Annotated in this window: 19 protein-coding genes and 1 pseudogene; 7 read left to right on the top strand and 13 right to left on the bottom strand. The window is 69.3% G+C overall.

The window, feature by feature from the left end:
• Window positions 1–142: 142 nt before the first annotated feature.
• From ACLJPX_RS10105 to ACLJPX_RS10095, 3 genes are all read right to left on the bottom strand, one after another.
• Window positions 143–1,216 carry a SagB/ThcOx family dehydrogenase gene (locus ACLJPX_RS10105; protein ID WP_410599840.1) on the bottom strand — a complete coding sequence of 358 codons (1,074 nt, stop codon included), beginning with the start codon at window positions 1,214–1,216 and terminating at the stop codon, window positions 143–145.
• A 53-nt stretch (window positions 1,217–1,269) separates the two neighbouring features.
• Window positions 1,270–1,392: a hypothetical protein gene (locus ACLJPX_RS10100; RefSeq protein ID WP_410599839.1), complete on the bottom strand. Its 123-nt coding sequence runs from the start codon at window positions 1,390–1,392 to the stop codon at window positions 1,270–1,272.
• 81 nt (window positions 1,393–1,473) lie between these two features.
• On the bottom strand, window positions 1,474–4,404 hold the full coding sequence (locus tag ACLJPX_RS10095; RefSeq protein ID WP_410599838.1) for an AfsR/SARP family transcriptional regulator: 2,931 nt from the start codon (window positions 4,402–4,404) through the stop codon (window positions 1,474–1,476).
• A 508-nt stretch (window positions 4,405–4,912) separates the two neighbouring features.
• On the opposite strand from ACLJPX_RS10095, the gene ACLJPX_RS10090 reads away from it, so the two are divergent.
• The gene (locus ACLJPX_RS10090) at window positions 4,913–5,812 is read left to right on the top strand and encodes a Ku protein (RefSeq protein ID WP_410599837.1); all 900 of its coding nucleotides are present in this window, start codon (window positions 4,913–4,915) and stop codon (window positions 5,810–5,812) included.
• On the opposite strand, the gene ACLJPX_RS10085 is transcribed toward ACLJPX_RS10090, so the two are convergent.
• Together ACLJPX_RS10085 and ACLJPX_RS10080 are read right to left on the bottom strand one after the other, a co-directional pair.
• Entirely contained in the window at window positions 5,799–6,437 is a 639-nt protein-coding gene (locus ACLJPX_RS10085) for a B3/4 domain-containing protein (RefSeq protein ID WP_410599836.1), read from the bottom strand. The genes ACLJPX_RS10090 and ACLJPX_RS10085 overlap by 14 nt on opposite strands.
• An 11-nt stretch (window positions 6,438–6,448) precedes the next feature.
• The gene (locus tag ACLJPX_RS10080; protein WP_410599835.1) at window positions 6,449–7,060 is read right to left on the bottom strand and encodes a LysE family translocator; all 612 of its coding nucleotides are present in this window, start codon (window positions 7,058–7,060) and stop codon (window positions 6,449–6,451) included.
• Between the two features lie 148 nt (window positions 7,061–7,208).
• Between ACLJPX_RS10080 and ACLJPX_RS10075 the strand changes: the two genes are divergently transcribed.
• The 3 genes and pseudogenes from ACLJPX_RS10075 (at window position 7,209) to ACLJPX_RS10065 (ending at window position 8,781) form a co-directional block, all read left to right on the top strand.
• Window positions 7,209–7,709 (top strand): ATP-binding protein, encoded by a 501-nt coding sequence (locus ACLJPX_RS10075; RefSeq protein WP_410600038.1) that lies wholly within the window; start codon window positions 7,209–7,211, stop codon window positions 7,707–7,709.
• Between the two features lie 21 nt (window positions 7,710–7,730).
• Window positions 7,731–8,476: pseudogene (locus ACLJPX_RS10070) on the top strand (alpha/beta fold hydrolase).
• Window positions 8,477–8,574: 98 nt separating this feature from the next.
• Window positions 8,575–8,781, top strand: coding sequence for a CsbD family protein (locus ACLJPX_RS10065; RefSeq protein WP_101609329.1), 207 nt, complete (start codon window positions 8,575–8,577; stop codon window positions 8,779–8,781).
• Window positions 8,782–8,829: 48 nt separating this feature from the next.
• Here ACLJPX_RS10065 and ACLJPX_RS10060 read toward each other — a convergent pair whose 3' ends face one another.
• Entirely contained in the window at window positions 8,830–9,936 is a 1,107-nt protein-coding gene (locus tag ACLJPX_RS10060) for a cytochrome P450 (protein WP_410599834.1), read from the bottom strand.
• A gap of 86 nt (window positions 9,937–10,022) precedes the next feature.
• Between ACLJPX_RS10060 and ACLJPX_RS10055 the strand changes: the two genes are divergently transcribed.
• The 3 genes from ACLJPX_RS10055 to ACLJPX_RS10045 all read left to right on the top strand — a co-directional run bounded on the left by ACLJPX_RS10055 (window position 10,023) and on the right by ACLJPX_RS10045 (window position 11,913).
• On the top strand, window positions 10,023–10,481 hold the full coding sequence (locus tag ACLJPX_RS10055; RefSeq protein WP_410599833.1) for a MarR family winged helix-turn-helix transcriptional regulator: 459 nt from the start codon (window positions 10,023–10,025) through the stop codon (window positions 10,479–10,481).
• Between the two features lie 116 nt (window positions 10,482–10,597).
• Entirely contained in the window at window positions 10,598–11,194 is a 597-nt protein-coding gene (gene sigK / locus ACLJPX_RS10050) for an ECF RNA polymerase sigma factor SigK (protein WP_101609326.1), read from the top strand.
• Window positions 11,191–11,913: an anti-sigma factor domain-containing protein gene (locus tag ACLJPX_RS10045; RefSeq protein ID WP_410599832.1), complete on the top strand. Its 723-nt coding sequence runs from the start codon at window positions 11,191–11,193 to the stop codon at window positions 11,911–11,913. Before sigK ends, ACLJPX_RS10045 begins: the two co-directional genes overlap by 4 nt.
• Here ACLJPX_RS10045 and ACLJPX_RS10040 read toward each other — a convergent pair.
• The 7 genes from ACLJPX_RS10040 to ACLJPX_RS10010 all read right to left on the bottom strand — a co-directional run bounded on the left by ACLJPX_RS10040 (window position 11,910) and on the right by ACLJPX_RS10010 (window position 15,537).
• Window positions 11,910–12,845 (bottom strand): SDR family NAD(P)-dependent oxidoreductase, encoded by a 936-nt coding sequence (locus ACLJPX_RS10040; RefSeq protein ID WP_410599831.1) that lies wholly within the window; start codon window positions 12,843–12,845, stop codon window positions 11,910–11,912. The two genes, ACLJPX_RS10045 and ACLJPX_RS10040, sit on opposite strands and share 4 nt — an antisense overlap.
• An 11-nt stretch (window positions 12,846–12,856) precedes the next feature.
• The gene (locus tag ACLJPX_RS10035) at window positions 12,857–13,300 is read right to left on the bottom strand and encodes an ATP-binding protein (protein ID WP_410599830.1); all 444 of its coding nucleotides are present in this window, start codon (window positions 13,298–13,300) and stop codon (window positions 12,857–12,859) included.
• Window positions 13,301–13,369: 69 nt separating this feature from the next.
• Window positions 13,370–13,936: an alkaline shock response membrane anchor protein AmaP gene (locus ACLJPX_RS10030; protein WP_410599829.1), complete on the bottom strand. Its 567-nt coding sequence runs from the start codon at window positions 13,934–13,936 to the stop codon at window positions 13,370–13,372.
• Window positions 13,933–14,460, bottom strand: a complete 528-nt coding sequence (locus tag ACLJPX_RS10025; protein WP_410599828.1) for a DUF6286 domain-containing protein — start codon at window positions 14,458–14,460, stop codon at window positions 13,933–13,935. The genes ACLJPX_RS10030 and ACLJPX_RS10025 overlap by 4 nt, the downstream gene beginning before the upstream one ends.
• On the bottom strand, window positions 14,457–14,843 hold the full coding sequence (locus ACLJPX_RS10020; protein ID WP_410599827.1) for an Asp23/Gls24 family envelope stress response protein: 387 nt from the start codon (window positions 14,841–14,843) through the stop codon (window positions 14,457–14,459). Before ACLJPX_RS10020 ends, ACLJPX_RS10025 begins: the two co-directional genes overlap by 4 nt.
• A gap of 5 nt (window positions 14,844–14,848) precedes the next feature.
• Window positions 14,849–15,025, bottom strand: a complete 177-nt coding sequence (locus tag ACLJPX_RS10015) for a hypothetical protein (RefSeq protein WP_410599826.1) — start codon at window positions 15,023–15,025, stop codon at window positions 14,849–14,851.
• Window positions 15,026–15,066: 41 nt separating this feature from the next.
• On the bottom strand, window positions 15,067–15,537 hold the full coding sequence (locus ACLJPX_RS10010; RefSeq protein ID WP_410599825.1) for an Asp23/Gls24 family envelope stress response protein: 471 nt from the start codon (window positions 15,535–15,537) through the stop codon (window positions 15,067–15,069).
• Window positions 15,538–15,725 lie beyond the last annotated feature (188 nt).

Here is a 15,725-nt window from a genome sequence, read left to right as displayed (position 1 = left end):
TAGGTGGAGGCACCCTTCCAGCGGCGACCCGACCCGGCACCATTACCGAAAAGTGGCCACGGCCTGATTGTGGGTTCAGGCTTCCCTGCGGGGGCGCGTAGTGGTGACTGGCGTTCGCGGCGCACAACTGACAGAGCAAGCCTCACAAGCGGGTGCCGACCACCGACATGCCGAGCACCAGTTCGTTCGCCGGGTCGCAGCCGAGGAGGTCCTCGACCAGTTCGTCGCGGAGCGCCGCGGTGAACGTGACGTTCAGCCCGAGTGCGGTCGCCAGCAGGTACACGGTCTGGCTGAGATGTCCGACGTCCATCAGTAGCACTCGATAGGTCCGGCTCACCGGGTACTTCCACTGGTTCCGTTCGATGACGCTGGTGTAGATCAGCAGCGCGCCTGCGTTCCCGGTCCAGTGCTGGTCGCCGGCGAGCGCGACGAGTTCGTCGTCGTCGATCTTGCCGTCCAGCGGGGTGAGCCCGTGCCGGAATCCGTCGTAGTGGTAGATCCCCTGATCCAGGCCCTCGACGTTCCTCGCGTAGACGTACACCTCTGTCGGATGTCTCGCTCCGCCCGACGGGCTCGTCTTGAAGACGTTGCCGGTGGCCGGGATGTCGGGATGCGTTTCCGGCCTTGTCGGGCGGGCGGCCGTGAGGAGCGCGCTCAAGTCCCGTAGCTGCAAGGGTTCTTCGCCGAACTCGCGGGTGCTTCGGCGCTGGTTCAGCGCGTCGCCGAGCCCGATGGCGTTCAGCGGTTCCGACGACGGCTCGGGTAGCGATATCGCTTCGTACTCGCCCGATGGCCTCACCGGAGAAGGCGGAGGGCTCGCCTTCGCCTTCTCCAGCAAGGTTTTCGCGGTCATTTCGCTGGTCGTGAACTCGGTCTCACGCAAGGACCGGGTGCCGAAGTGAAACGCCCGCGCGGACGTTCCCCAAGGACCCCAATCCCGAAGGATCTCTTCTTCCCGCTGTTGCCGGGAAGAACCTTTGACCACCAGCACTTCGTACCGGATCATCGCTCGCGCGATTCGGACGAGTCTTTCCCCGGTCTCGGGGTTTTCGCCCGCTTCGCGGATCGATTCCGGTTCTCGCCAAGAACTGAACCATCGCAGGACGCGTTCGGTTCCTTCGGCGAGTTTGAGCTGGCGGTGCCCCAGGTGGTCGTCCCAGACGACGTCACCATCGGACCAATAGAGCGTTCCGCAAGTGGAAACCCTTACCAGCATCGAATGTCTTGCGCCCCAGTCCCCAGTAATACTTTCCGAATACGTCAGGTCATTCAGTGTCGCGAACGGAAAGGAGGCCCGCCGTTCGGCGGCGGCTCGAACCCGCCCCAGGTGCTCTGTGCCTTGTACTCGGCTTCAAGCTCGTACAAGAACTCGTCTTCGTCCTCATCGTGCATGCGCCCAATCCTCTCCGTGAGCGGTTACTCCGGTCAAGCGAATATGCCTACGCCAACAGGGTACCGGAGAGGGGTGGCAAATTACGCCGAGTAATCGCCCAAGTGCTGTTTGAGTTCGTGCACCTCGGGGGACTCCGAAACGCCGAGATCGGTGTACAGCCGCAAAGCGAACCGGCGATGACGTTCCGCATTCAGCTGCTTACCGAGAATGTCGAAAGCGGTCGCCATCTCCTTGTGGGCGATGGGGAGCATGCTGCGATTCCCGGTCGATTCGAGCACTTCCACCGCGGTGGTGAACTGGCCGACCGCGAGTGCGGCGTCGCCGAGTTCGCGCGAATTGATCCCGAGCGCCAGAAAGCATTCCGCCTCGAGATCGGGCGATTCGTTCTCGTGGGCCAGTCTGAGCGCCTGGTCGAGTTCCGCGGCGGCTTCCGGATATCGCCTGTTCTCGGTGTGGATCAGCCCGATGCGATGCCTGGCGCGGGCTTCGATGAGCACGCTGCCGTGGGCATGGGCGGTCTCGCGTACCCAGCCGAGGTGTTCGATCGCCTCGTCCGACTCGCCCTTGAGCCAGTGGGTGACGCCCGAATTGCCCCTCGCCCGGCACTGCATCCGGACGTCGCCGGTGGTCGAGGCCAGTTCGAACACCTCGTTGAACAGCCGGTTCGCTTCGGTGAACTCGTTGAGCCGCCACAGGGTCAGCGCGTACATGTGCAGGGCCTGGTACTCGAGGACCACGTTCCCGGTCACCCGCGCGGCGGACAGGGCGAGGGTCTCCAGCTCCCTGGCCTGGCGGTAATAGCCGCGGTTGTCGAAGTAGCGCCACACCGCCGAGCAGAAGGGCACGAGGTCCGAGTAGTGCTGGTGGTTGTTCATCGCGACGGCCACCGGCAGGACGTTCTGCCACTGGGCGTCCATCCAGTGCGCGGCCTGGTCGTAGTCCGCGAAGGACTGTCCGAACTCGCTCTTCGGGACTTCGAGGCCGCCCGGCTCCTCTTCGGAATCCGGGTCGATGAAGTCCATCGCGGCCGCGACGGTGCTGCGGTAGTAGTCGAACAGCCGCCGCATCATCGCTTCACGCTGGTGTTCGGGCTCCTCCGCGAGCAGGAGTTCCCGGCCGTAGCTGCGGAGGAGGTCGTGCATCTCGTACCGGTCCATCGACGGCTGCCGCAGCAGGTTCACGTCGACGAGGCGTTCGGCGAGGCGGCGGGCTTCGCCGAGGTCTACTTCCGCCAAGGCCGCCGTCGAATGGAGGTCGAACGCGGCGCCGGGATGATGGCTCAACCGCCGGAACACCCGGCGTTCGGCTTCGGACAAGTTCAGATAGGACACTCGGAACGCGCCCGCGACGTCGCGTTCCCCGGCGGTGAGCTCGCCGAACCTGTTCCGTTCGTCGCGCAGCTGCCGGGCGACGAAGTCGAGCGTCCAGGACGTCCGGGCCCGCAGCCGGCTCGCCGTCACGGCCAGCGCGAGCGGGAGATCACCGCACAGGCTCGCGACCCTGTCGGCCGCGTCGGGGGATTCCCGCTTCAGCCGGGACGGCCCGACGATCCGGCCGAGTAGATCCACCGCGTCCGCCCGGCTGAACGGTTCCAGGGAGAGCAGTTCGGCGCCGTCGAGGTCCGCGAGCCGGGTCCGGCTGGTGATCAGCACGCAGCAGCTCGCCGAACCGGGCAACAGCGGGCCGACCTGAGTGGCCCCGATGGCGTTGTCCAGCACCAGGAGCACGCGTTTGCCCGCGAGGCAGCTGCGGAACAACGCCGCGCGCTGCCCGGTCCCGGCGGGGATGTCCGAACCCTGGATGCCGAGCGACCGCAGCAGCGCCTCCAGCGCGGTCGCCGGGTCGACAGGATCGCCCGCCGGCGAGAAGCCTTCGAGGTTCACAAAGAGCTGCCCGTCGGGGAACAGCGGGGCGAGCCGGTGCGCGGCGTGGACGGCCAGCGCTGTCTTGCCGACACCGGGCATGCCGTCGATCGCGATCAGCCTCGGCCCCGCCGAGGATTCGTCCTGGCCGATTTCGAGGACCGTCCGCAGTTCGGCCGCGCGCCCGCCGAACGCGGGCAGGTCGGCGGGAAGCTGTGCGGGGCGGGGGAACAGCGCCTTCTGCGCGTCCGCGTCCTCGCGCCGCCCGCCGGTGTCCATTCCGGCCCGGAGCCCGCCGACGCCGTACCGGACGAGCGCGCCGTCCTGCACCAGTTCGGCGTCGGTGCGCAGGATCTGCTGGTGGAGCGCGCTCAGTTCGGCACTCGGGTCCACGCCCAGTTCCTCGGCGAGCGCGGTCCTGGTCCGGTCGAACGCGCGGAGCGCGTCGGCCCCGCGGCCCGCCCGGTAGAGCGCCAGCATGGTGAGGACCTGGAGGGTCTCGCGCGTGGGATGCCAGGCGGCGAGGTCGAACGCCTCGCGGGCCGCCGCTTCGGTCTCGCCGAGCCGGAGCCTGGCACCGATCAGGAGTTCACAGGCGGCGAGGCGTTCTTCGTCGAGCCGTCGAGCCGTCTGCTCGATGGCATCGCCCTCGAGACCGTCGAAGGCCGGGCCCCGCCAGAGCGCGAGCGCTTCCGCGAGTTTGGCCGCGGCCTGGGAGAGCAGCCCGGCGGCCAGGAGTTCGGCGCCCTGGCGGTAGTCCGCTTCGAACCGGGCCGAGTCGAGCGAGGCGCTGCTGATCACGACACGGTAGGCGGAGCCGGTGGTGACCACGGCGGACCGCGCCACGCCGAGATCGTGCCGCAGCCGCGCGATCGCGTTGCTGACCTGGCGGACCGCGGTCTTCGGCGGCCTTTCCGGCCACATCGTGCCGATCAGGTACGACACCGGGACCAGCCTGCCCGCGTTGATCAGCAGGGAGGCGAGGAGGCGCTGTTCACGGCGTCCGCCCAGCCGGACGGGGACGCCGTCGACCTCGGCTTCGAGCGGGCCGAGGACGGAAAAACCGAGCTGGGATCGCTGGCCGGGGTGTCTCGGATCGCCGGCCGTCTCGGGCGATCCCGCCGATTCAGGTAAACGATCGGCGGTCATATGCGACTATGTCGTCCGAGACCGTGAGCGTGCTCACGCACTACCTCCCAGTCCGTTCGCCAGGTGTCCGGCACCCTAACCCACTCCAGCCGGATCAGCGCGGGTCCACCTTGCTGCATTCGGCCTAACGGGCGGGCGTGTGCCTGCTTCGAAACCGGTCCGATTCTACGCCCGGCAGCCCCTGAACTGCGCGGATACCAGGCAGTGGCGAGCCGATGTAATTCCGATGCAGGGCCTTGGAAAGCTGAAGACATCAGCTGGCGGGATCGGCGCGACGGGGCAGCGCGCCGAACCGTGTAGGGGCTCCGCGGCGGTTGGCCTTCGAACTGGGGGTGGCCAACCGCCCTGGTAGCCCCTTTTTTTCTTTCCCCGGTAGCTCCCGGCAAAGCGCGGCACTGGAACGAACGGTCCGCCCGATGCGAGCCCGGCGGTGTCGCGTTCAGCCTCTGACCAGGTGTGATCGGCCGTAAAACCGGGTACCAGCGGGGTGGAGGAGAGGAGTGCGCCCATGCGCCCGGTCTGGAGTGGTTCGCTTTCGCTCGGTCTGGTGACGGTCCCGGTCCGGCTGTACAGCGCGGTCGAGGACCACACGGTGCACTTCCGCCAGTTCCAGCGCGGCACCGAGGACCGCATCCGGTACCGCCGGGTGAACGAGCGCACCGGCAAGGAAGTCGACTACGACGACATCGTCAAGGGGTACGAGCTCGACAGCGGCGAGTACGTGGTCGTCGAATCCGACGAACTCGACGAGATCGCCCCCGGCCGGTCGAAGTCGCTCGACATCGAGAGCTTCGTCGAGCTGGCCGCCATCGACCCGATGTTCTTCGACAAGACGTACTGGCTCGCGCCCGCGAAAGAGGAGTTCGAACGTCCGTACGCGCTGCTGCTCGAAGCGATGCGTTCGTCGGGCAGGGCCGGGATCGCGAAGTTCGTCATGCGTGGCCGCGAGTACCTGGCGCTCGTCCGGTCGGGCGAGGGCGTCATGGTGCTCAACACCCTGCACTTCGCCGCCGACCTGCGGGATCCCGCCGAACAGCTGCCGGACCTGCCCGCCAAGGCCAAGGCACGCGGCAAGGAGCTCGACATGGCCGTCAACCTGATCGACGCGATGAGCGACGACTGGCGGCCCGAGGAGTACCGCGACACCTACACCGATCGCGTGCGGAAGCTGATCAAGGCCAAGAAGAAGGGCAAGACCATCACGCCCGCCACCGAACCGGGTGAGCCGACGAAGGTCGTCGACCTGTTCGAGGCGCTTTCGAAGAGTGTGGAGAGCGGGAAGGCCAAGAAGAAGGACCTGTCCTCGTTGTCGAAGGCGGACCTGGACAAGCTGGCGCGGGAGCGCGACATCAAGGGACGCTCGAAGATGACGCGCGCCAAGCTGGAAAAGGCGCTCAAGGCTTCGTGAACCCCGCGAGTTCGCCCGCGATGGCCTCGATCAGCAGCCGGACGTCCTCGGCGGCCGTCGCGTGCAGCCCCTCCGAAACGATCAGCACGTCGGACGTCGTGGCGGAGACCGCGGAGTGCCCGCTCTGCCGGTTCGTCCACCGCCGCGCGTGGGCCTGACCGTCTTCGTCGGCGAAGATCACCTCGCCCGGGTTCGGATGCTCGACAGTGCCCGCGAAGGTCACGTATTTCTCGTCGCCCCGCGCGTGGCGTACTTCGAGCGAGCCGCTGATCTTCGCGACGTCGAGTACCGCGACCGGGATGGCGTAGGCGACCGAAACCGCGTTGCAGAGGTCGATCACCGGGTGGATCCGGGGGAGCACGCCCTCTTTCCGCAGCCGGCGCAGCAGGGACTCCGACGCGCAGCGGTACTGCGTCGGCTTCAGGCCCATCTTGGCGAACGCCCGGCGCCAGGCCTGGATCTCGGGGAACTCCGATTCCGGGCCGTCCGCGAGCCGTCGCGTCGCCCGCGCGAGGAACTTCTCGAGGTCGACGGGCAGTTCCGGGGTGATACCGGTGGCCAGAAGCGTGCCGACGGCGAGGCCGGGGTGCTCGGCGTGGACGTCGGGATGGTGCTGGAGTCGCATACGAAACCTGTCTACTGGGTGGTGAACGCGAGTTTGGCGCCGAGCGCGGCGAAGGAACCGGCGAAGATCCGCCGCATCCAGGCGAGGACGCGCGGCCGGGAAATCACGTGGTGGCGCACGCCGGCGGCGAGGACGCCGTACAGGCTGAACACTACGAACGTCGCCAGCATGAACACGCCGCTCAGCAGCAGCATCCGGGGGATGGAACCGGGTTCGCCCGCCGGGACGAACTGGGGCAGGAACGCGAAGAAGAACAGCGTCAGCTTCGGGTTCAGGACGTTGATCAGCACACCGGAGGTGATCGTCCGCAGCGCCGACTTGGGCTCGGGATCGCCTTCGACGACGATCGCTTCCCGGTCCCGCAGCGTCGCCCACGCCATGTAGAGCAGGTAGGCCACACCGAGGTATTTGATGATTTCGAACGCCACCGCGCTCGCGTGCAGCAGTGCCGCGAGGCCGGTGATCGCGGCGACCATGTGCGGGATGATCCCCAGGGTGCAGGCGGTCGCGGCGATGACGCTCGCCCGTCTCCCTCGGGCCAGCCCGGCGGACAAGGTGTAGACCACGCCGGTGCCGGGCGTGGCGACCACGACCAGCGTGGTGATCAGGAAGGCGATGCTCACGCCGACCACTCTGCGCGCCCTTTGGTCCGATGAACAGGACCAAAGCCATGCCACTCCACTGGACCAAAGGCTTGTGTGAGGCGCCTGACACCGTCACCGGATGGAGTGGCATGATGCACGCTCGCACGTCGACGAGGAAGGCCTTGGTTTGAGCGCGCGCACCTCCCAGGTGGACGATCTCCGGCTGGTGGCACAACCGAATGCCGTTTTGTGCTCCGAGCTCTTCGTCCGTCTCATCTTGTCGGATTGGTCCTTGCGGCCGTTGCTCGATCAGGCGAAGACCGCCGCCGCCAGACTGGTGGGCGCGCTCGTCGACGCGGCCGATCCGAAGGAGCCGCCGTTCCTGACGCTGAGATTGCGGCTGCGGTCGGACGTGCTGGTCATCGAGGTCGACCACGAGCTGGCCGGCCTTCCCGCGCCGACGCCCGCGCCGGGCGAGCGGACCGGGGTGGCGCCGGGCGAGACCGGTGGCGTGACCACCTGGTGCGAGCTGCCGCTGCCCGGTGGCCTGTCCGCCGGACAGGTGCGGTTGCCGCGGCGGGGCGATCGCCGGACCCTGGTGGACGAACCCGTTTCCGGTGAGCCCGTCGGCGCCGATCCCGAGGTCCTGGAGCGGCTTCTGTCGCGGTTGAGCGGCTGGTCCGGCTGATCCTCGTGAAAGGATCCGGGGATGGGGTCGAAACGTGTCACCACACCGGTTCTGGAGATCGAGTACGAACACACCGGTGAGGCGGGCGCGCCGCGGGTGATCCTGCTCCACGGGTTCCCGTACGACGTGCGGGCCTACGACGAGGTCGCCCCGATCCTCGCGGCCGGTGGCGCCTCGGTGTACGTCCCGTACCTTCGCGGGTTCGGCGGGACGCGGTTCCTCGACGACGCCACGCCCCGATCGGGGCAGCAGGCCGCGCTCGCGCAGGATCTGCTCGACTTCATGGACGCGCTGTAGCTCGAGAACGCCGTCGTCGCCGGGTACGACTGGGGCGGCCGCGCGGCGTGCATCGTGGCCGCGGGCTGGCGGAGAACCGCGACGAGTTGTGCGCCCTGCTGTGGCGCACCTGGTCGCCGACCTGGACGGGCGCCGAGGCGGCGTTCCCGGCCAGCGCCCCCAGCCTGCACAACCCGGACTTCGTCGACGTCGTCATCCACTCGTACCGGCACCGGTTCGGGCTGGCGCAAGGGGATCCGCGGTATCAGGCGCTCGAAGACCTGATCGCGGAGGAACCGGTCATCACGGTGCCGTCGGTCGTGCTGGAAAGCGGGGACGACGGCATCGGCGGGCCCGGCGCGGAGGGCGACCGCGAGTACTTCGCCGGGGCCTACGACCACCGGGTCCTCCCGGGGGTGGGCCACAACGTTCCCCAGGAGGCCCCGGAAGCGTTCGCCGACGCGGTGGCTTCCCTGCTCAAGGGCACGTGAGCGTGATCACCCGTCCGTGCGCATGACGAATCCCGATCTTGGGTTGTCCTTCCTTTGTACGGCGCACGATCCGGGCGCCACGGACGGAGGAGGACCCGATGTCGTTGGGCGACAAGATCAGCAACAAGGCCGAAGAGCTCGGCGGTAAGGCCAAGGAGACCGCCGGTGACGCCACCGGCAACGAGGACCTGCGCGCGGAAGGCCAGGCGGACCAGGCGAAGGCCGGTCTCAAGGGCGCCGTCGAAAACGTGAAGGACGCCGTCGGCGACGCCGCGGACAAGCTCCGCGACACGTTCAAGAAGTAGCGGACCCTTCCGGGCCGGGGCAGCGGATTTCCGCGCCCCGGCCCGTTTTCATGGGTGTAGGAGCACCGGCAGGCTGGTGAGCCGCGTGCCCTGGATGCCGCCGAGGAACGTCTGCCGGAGTTCGGCGTAGGGCACGGCGAGCCGGGCCCGGGGGAAGTCCGCGCGCAGGACCGTCGCCACCGCCCGCAGTTCGAGCTGCGCGAGCTGGGCGCCGACGCAGAAATGGGGACCCGCGCCGAAGGTCAGGTCCGGGCCCGGTTCCCTGGCCGGATCGGTGTTGATGCCCTGGATGTCGACGAGCACCGGGGCCCCGGCGGGGAGCCGGATCCCGGCGAGGTCGATCTCCGTGGTGGTGAACCGCCAGAGGGTGAACGGCGCGGGCGGATGCACCCGGAGGGTCTCGCGGACCAGGTGGCCCTCGGGGGTGGTGTCGCCGTCGAGGAGCCGCGCGATCAGGAAGCCGATCGACGCGTCGGTGGTCAGCTGCCCGGCGAAGATCAATCCGAACAAGTGATACCGCAGGTCGTTCTCGGACGTCCCGGGCGGGAGGTTGTCGCGCAGTTCCGTCGCGAGCCCGGTCCGGTTCGGTGTCAGTCCCGCGGCGGCGAGGTCCGCGATCGCGGCGATGGCCTTGCCCTGCGCGCCCGGCTCGGGATCGGACATGCGGCGGCAGGCGTCGACGGCGGCGTCGAGCAGGTGGAGCGGGATACCGAGCAGATCGAGCAGCACGGTGAGCGGGAACCGGGTGGAGAAGCCGTCCATGAGGTCGACGGTGCCGCCGCCGAGGTCCGTCAGCAGGACCCGCGCGATGTGGTGGATCCGGTCCGACTGCGCCTGGATCCGTTTGGCGCTCAGGAGCGGGGCGTGCGCTCGCCGCAGGCCGGTGTGGTCCGGGCCGTCCAGTGTGGTCAGGGACGGCTGTTCGGCGGCGGTCTGTTCGAGCCCGGTCCAGTTCTCGGGGGCCAGCGCGGGATCTTTCGCGATGCGCGGGTCCGACAGGACCTCGCGGGCCAGCTTCTCGTCGGTCACGATCCACGCCTTGCCGCCCGACGGCGCGGCCACTTCGACGAGGGGACCGGCGGCGCGCAGCGCGGGGCGGACGGGGTCGGGCTCGGTGATACCGCGGGTCGTCGCGGCGAACGGGTCGGGGAGCAAGACAACTCCTTCATGAGAAAGCAGCTTCACCATGAAGGTATATTCGTGGCCGGTAGGTTGTCAAAGCACTTACTCGAGGAGGTTCGGTGGAGGATCGGGTCACGTCGTTGTTGGACGGCCTCCGGAGCTTCGGGGCGAACTACACCGAGTTCACCCGGCGTTTCGCGGACTGGCTCGGCCTGCACGCCACCGACGCCGCCGCGCTGGTCGAGATCCTCTACGCCGAAGACACCGGCTCGCCGCTTTCCCCGGCCCGCCTCGGTGAACGTATCTCGCTGACCTCCGGTGCGACCACGAACCTGCTGAACCGCCTGGAGAACCTCGGCTACGTGGTGCGGACCCGGGAGAACGCCGACCGGCGGATGGTGACCTTGCGCAGCGGCCCCGACATCCAGGCGCCCGCGCGGGAGTTCTTCGGCCCGTTCAGCGCGGGGCTCGCGGCGCTGGTGGCGCAGTACCCGGCGGAGGAGATCGAGCGGTTCGAGGCCTTCCTTCGGCATCTGCGGTCCACAATGGACGACGTGCTCGAGCAGCAGGACCGCTAGGCCCCGTTCGGGTGGGTTCCACCACTCGACCAGTCCGCCCAGCCACCGGCACCGAATCCCTTCCAGACGCCATGGAAACCGCGTAACCGGGCGTCGGGTGAGGTGGAGGCAGCTTGATGGTCGAGGGTGTGCGGACGAGTCTGCGCGAAAACGGCGGCACCGGAGCGGAGCCTGCCGAGTCGAGCCTGATGCAACGGGTCGCGGCCGGCGACGAACAAGCGTTCGCCGATCTGTACGACGTCGTGGCGGGACCGGTGTGGGGAGTGGTGAACAGGGTCGTGCGTAACGCCACGTTCGCCGAGGAAGTGACCCAGGAGGTCCTGGTGGAGGTGTGGCGGACGGCGGCCCGGTTCAAACCGGGCAAGGGGACCACGCTGGCCTGGGTGCTCACCATCGCGCACCGGCGGGCCGTGGACCGGGTGCGTTCGCACCAGGCCGCGCTCGACCGGGACGACCGCGCGGGCAGGCTCGACTTCCGGCGCCCGTTCGACGAGGTCGCCGAGTCGACGATCGCCAATCTGGAACAGCAGCGGGTGCGCCAATGCCTGTCCGCGCTGACCGACCTGCAACGGGAATCGGTCGTACTGGCTTATTACAACGGGTACACCTACCCGGAAGTCGCGGAAGTGCTCAAAACCGCGCCCGGCACGGTGAAGACCCGCATCCGCGACGGACTGATCCGGTTGCGCGACTGCTTGGGGGTGGGGCAATGACGGCGGAACTGCACACACTGACCGGGGCCTATGCCGTGGACGCCGTCCCGGAGGAGGAGGCCGCGGCGTTCAAGCGGCATCTCCGGGGCTGCTCCGCGTGCGGCCAGGAGGTCCGGGAACTCCGGGAGACCGCGGCGAGGCTCGGGGCGTCGCTCGCCGTCGTGCCACCGCCGAGGCTGCGGGAGGCGACCCTCACGCAGATCGCCCAGACCCGGCAGTGGCCTCCGCTGGTCGCGGCCGTGCGGCGGGCCCAGCCCGCGAAGAAGCCGCCCGTGCGGATGGCCCTGTGGGGTGCCGCGGCGGCCGCCGTCGGGGCACTCGTGTTCGGCCTGGTCACCACGACCACCGAGCCGGGGGCCGACCCCGCGCAGCAGCAGCTCGCCTCGGTGAACTCCGTGCTCACCGCGCCTGACGCTTCGACGGTGAAGGGCGCCGAGCGCGGGACGACCACGGTGGTGACCTCGCGGAGTCAGGGCAAGGTCGTCGTGCTGGCGGGTGATCTCCCGCCGTTGGCGCCGGGCAAGGCGTATCAGGTCTGGCTCATCGGGGCGAGCGGCGTGCACTCTGCCGGATTGCTGGCTCAGGACGGTCCACACCGGACTCGTCCGGTCCTCGCGGATCTGCCGGGAGGGATCGACCGGGTCGGCATCACCGCGGAACCCGCCGGGGGTTCGCGGACGCCGTCCACCCCGGCCGTCGCGATGATCCCGCTCGCTTAGAGACCGGTCAGCCGCCCGCAGGCCTGCCAGAGTTCCTGGCGCTGCGCGGCGGTTTCCCGGGTCTTGCCGAGGTAGTGCGTCGGGCGCTGGACGCGGTCGTGCCAGAACATCCCGTTGTACCGGCCCGGTTCCTCGGCCGCGGCGAGCCAGACGAAGGTGTCGGCGCCCTGTTCTGGGGTCCTCAGGATCGGTCGCGTCAGCTTTTGGAACGTCGGCAGGGAGGTCGCGACGCCGGGAGTGTCGGCCCAGCCGGGATGGGCGCCGTGCACGGTCACCGCGGAGCCGTCCAGTTCGTCCGCCCAGAGTTCGGCGAGCACGACCTGCATCCGTTTGGTGCGCGCGTATCCGGCGGCGGGCTTGTACTCGCCCTGGAGGTACTGGAGGTCGTCGGTGCGCAAGGGCTGGCCGTACATCCCGCCGGAGCTGACCCAGATCACCCGGGCGCCGTCGGCGAATTTCGGCCGGAGCGACGCGGTGAGGAGGTGCGGGCCGAGCACATGCGTGGCCAGCATGACTTCGTTGCCCTCGGCCGTTTCCGTGCGCTCGGCGGGCATCAGGCCGGCATTGTGGATCAGGACGTCGATCTCACCGTCGAGATCCTTGGCGTAGTCGCGCACGGACGAGATCAGGCTGAGGTCGCACTGGTCGACGATGATCCGCGCGCCGGGTGCGGCCCGCTCGATCTCGGCGCGGGCGGCGTCGCCGTCGCCGCGGACCGCGATCCGCACCGTCGCGCCCAGCTTCGCCAGCCCGATGGCGGTCGCCTTGCCCAGGCCCGCCTTCGCGCCGGTCACCACGGCGACCTTGCCCGCGAGCGCGTCCGGTGCCGGGTCCGCCGGCCACCACCGCCTCCGCAGGAAGTGACCGACGCTGCTGTAGCCGAGCAGGGTCCGGTCGAGCACGGTGTCGGCGGCCCGGGTCACGGTGGACATGCGGGTACTCCTCATCGCTCGTAGTACATCTGCGCGGGAACCAGCGCCCAGACCGCTTTCCCGGTCCGCTCGGTCCGGAAACCCCAATCGAGGGAAAGCTGACCGACCAGGCGGAGACCGAAGTGGGCCGTGGCGGAGGCGGAGCGCAAGGCATCCAGCCCCGGGTCATCGTCGGAGACCTCGACCAGGAAGCGGCGGACCTGCCGGACGACGCGCAACTCGCCTGGTCCGTCCGTGTGCCGGTAGGCGTTGCTCACCAGCTCGTCGACCACCAGCAGCAAGGCGCCGAGCGGTTCGTCCTCGCCCCTGCCGAAGCCGAGGTGGTCGGCGACCACGGAGCGGATCCGGCGCAGTTCCGGGAGTTTTCGCAGGTCGATGGTGACTTCCGCGGCACAGGCGACCCGGCGGCACAGCCGGTCGAGTTCCGCTTCCAGTTCCGCTTGGCCACCGTTCACCGCACCCAGCTCCCCTCACCGAACACCTCTCACAGGGGTGTTCGGTGCCGACGGAGTCGCGGACGGGTGCTACTGGATGCGGGGACCGGCCTTGGCGGAGAACCGGAACTCGATGGTCACCGGGAGCTCGCCGAGGTCCAGCGCCTGGCGCAGCCGCGGCAGGCCCTCCTCGGCGATCCGCTCGCGGATGGCGGCCAGATCGCCGTCCTGTTCGGCGCTCAGCACCACGGCCAGCACCGGCGCGTCCTGGGTGCCGCCCAGCGTGGCGTGCGCGGCGTGGACGCCGGGATAGGTCGCGACCTCCGCGGCGAACGGTTCCACCGCGGTGCTCGCGGCCAGCGAGGTCCGGCCCTCGTCCTGCTCGAAGCGCCAGGTGTGGGTCTTGGGTTTGCGGACGGGCTGCGCGACGAGCCAGCGCAGCGCCAGCAGTCCGACGACCACCGCGCCCCCGGCGACGGCGTACCAGGCCCAGCCGGGCGGTGTCGCCGTCCCGGGCACGAGCGTGGTGCCGGGCTGGAGCAGGGGGATCCTGCCGAAATGGGTGCCGACGGCGAACACGCCACCGGCGAGCAGCACGAGGCCCGTCAGCACCAGAAGGGTGCGGTTCAGGCGGGCGGGGCGGTTGAGATCGGTCATGACGCGCTCCTGGTGGCCTTGACCCGGACACGCACGGCGGGAACGGTCGCGGGGCCGATCTGGGAGAGACGGTGTTCGATGGCGGCGCGGACGGCGTCGGCGAGTCCCTCGGTGTTCGTCCGCCCGGTGGTCACCACCGAGACGATCCCGCGCCGTTTGAGCTTCAGCTTCGCCGCCGAAACACCATCCACAGTGGACGCGGCGGTGCGCAGCGTCGACCGGTAGCTGCGGCGTGAGGCACCGGAGTCCGTGCCGCCTTCCAGCGGCAGCACGGTCGGCCTGCCCGGGACGATCGCGCTCACCAGGAGCAGCAGGCCGAGCAGCGCGACCACACCACCGGCGATCGCGGGCAGCGGATCACTCCATCGGGTGTCGTGCAGCGCGGACGCGACGGCGTCGTAGCTGACCCACGGTTTCTCCCCGAGGATCGTCTGGACCGCGACGGCGGCGGCCAGGACACAGCCTGCCAGCACCACGAGGGCGACCAGCACGGCCGGGAGGCTGCGGCGGGGGCGCCGTTTCATCGGACCCTCCTCGTTTCGGTCTCCGCGGAATGCAGGGCCGTGACGGTGATGTCGACCCGCGTGACGGTCAGGCCCGAGAGCTCGCCGACGCGGTGGAGCAGGTGCTCCCGTGCGGTTTCGGTAGTGGCGCGGACCGAAAGCGGGTACTTCACCGACAGCCGGACGTCCAAGGTGGCCGTCGTGGCGGTGACGTTCGCGCTCACCTTGGCGCCCTGGTCGAGGTCTTCACCGCCGACCGCGATCCCGAGCACCCGGGAGGCCGCGCCGCCGATGCCGTCGAGTTCGGTGATCGCCCGCGCGGCGATCCGTTCGACGGCACCGGCGGCCACGGTCAGCCCGCCGCGCCCGTCCGTTTCCGGCGCGGCGGGTGTCATGGTCGTCATGGCGCTCAGCCCCTGTCGCGGCCGGCCAGGGCCGAAAGGTCGAGCTTGCCGTCGAGGAACCGGCCGACCAGCAGGCCGAGGACGGCGAGGACGAGCACGACGAGGAAGGCGCCGAAGCCGCCGAACGCGCCGGTCACGCCGAGCACGAGACCGGTCAACAGGCCGAGATGGGTGGCGTTCATGAACGTTCTCCTTGCTGTGGGGCGCGAACCGGCGCCGGTGGTCACTGGACGCGGCCGGATTCGGTCTGCTCGTCGGTGTCGTCGTCGCCCGGGATGTGCACGTCGGACACGTTGATGTTGACCTCGACGACCTCGAGTCCGGTCATCTGCTCGACGGCGCCGATCACGTTGCGGCGCACCGACTTGGCGAGATCCGCGATCGCGACGCCGTATTCGACGACGATCTGCAGGTCGACCGCGGCCTGGCGTTCGCCGACCTCGACGGAGACACCCTGCCCGGCGGACGCGGTGGCGCCCGGGATGCGCTCGCGCAGCGCGTTGAACGCCCGCACGGCGCCGCCGCCCAGCGCGTGGACACCGGTGATCTCACGGGTCGCGAGGCCGGCGACCTTCTGCACGACGGTGTCGGCGATCGTGGTCACGCCCTGGGTGGAGACGAGCGCGCTGTTCCCGGTGGGGGCGGTGGAGTTCGAGTTCGGCTTGGCGGCGGTGGTGGTGACGGTGTTCGTCATCGCGATCTCCTCGGTTCGGATTCCGTTGCCTGTGGCGGAAGTTCTTCACTTCCACACTCCATAGACCCAGCGGAGCCAAGATCGTCACGACCCGATCGTGTGGTCTGGATCTCACCGTTCGCGGGTATGTCTTTCGGTCTAGTCCTCGTGGCCGACGAAGGCACGGACTTTCAGCCTGCCGAGGGTCG

The organism is Amycolatopsis sp. lyj-90 (assembly GCF_046549035.1).
Lineage (GTDB): Bacteria > Actinomycetota > Actinomycetes > Mycobacteriales > Pseudonocardiaceae > Amycolatopsis.
The sequence above is the reverse complement of the archived record's forward strand: the minus strand, read 5'-3'. Positions and strand labels throughout refer to the sequence as shown.

Bases quoted from the DNA above. Each gene is read 5' to 3' on its own strand.
- ACLJPX_RS10045 (WP_410599832.1), top strand. From the start codon at position 11,191: ATGACGGCGGAACTGCACACACTGACCGGGGCCTATGCCGTGGACGCC.
- ACLJPX_RS10065 (WP_101609329.1), top strand. From the start codon at position 8,575: ATGTCGTTGGGCGACAAGATCAGCAACAAGGCCGAAGAGCTCGGCGGT.
- sigK (WP_101609326.1), top strand. From the start codon at position 10,598: ATGGTCGAGGGTGTGCGGACGAGTCTGCGCGAAAACGGCGGCACCGGA.
- ACLJPX_RS10025 (WP_410599828.1), bottom strand. From the start codon at position 14,460: ATGAAACGGCGCCCCCGCCGCAGCCTCCCGGCCGTGCTGGTCGCCCTC.
- ACLJPX_RS10090 (WP_410599837.1), top strand. From the start codon at position 4,913: ATGCGCCCGGTCTGGAGTGGTTCGCTTTCGCTCGGTCTGGTGACGGTC.
- ACLJPX_RS10020 (WP_410599827.1), bottom strand. From the start codon at position 14,843: ATGACGACCATGACACCCGCCGCGCCGGAAACGGACGGGCGCGGCGGG.
- ACLJPX_RS10105 (WP_410599840.1), bottom strand. From the start codon at position 1,216: ATGCTGGTAAGGGTTTCCACTTGCGGAACGCTCTATTGGTCCGATGGT.
- ACLJPX_RS10010 (WP_410599825.1), bottom strand. From the start codon at position 15,537: ATGACGAACACCGTCACCACCACCGCCGCCAAGCCGAACTCGAACTCC.
- ACLJPX_RS10085 (WP_410599836.1), bottom strand. From the start codon at position 6,437: ATGCGACTCCAGCACCATCCCGACGTCCACGCCGAGCACCCCGGCCTC.
- ACLJPX_RS10100 (WP_410599839.1), bottom strand. From the start codon at position 1,392: ATGCACGATGAGGACGAAGACGAGTTCTTGTACGAGCTTGAAGCCGAG.
- ACLJPX_RS10015 (WP_410599826.1), bottom strand. From the start codon at position 15,025: ATGAACGCCACCCATCTCGGCCTGTTGACCGGTCTCGTGCTCGGCGTG.
- ACLJPX_RS10030 (WP_410599829.1), bottom strand. From the start codon at position 13,936: ATGACCGATCTCAACCGCCCCGCCCGCCTGAACCGCACCCTTCTGGTG.
- ACLJPX_RS10095 (WP_410599838.1), bottom strand. From the start codon at position 4,404: ATGACCGCCGATCGTTTACCTGAATCGGCGGGATCGCCCGAGACGGCC.
- ACLJPX_RS10040 (WP_410599831.1), bottom strand. From the start codon at position 12,845: ATGTCCACCGTGACCCGGGCCGCCGACACCGTGCTCGACCGGACCCTG.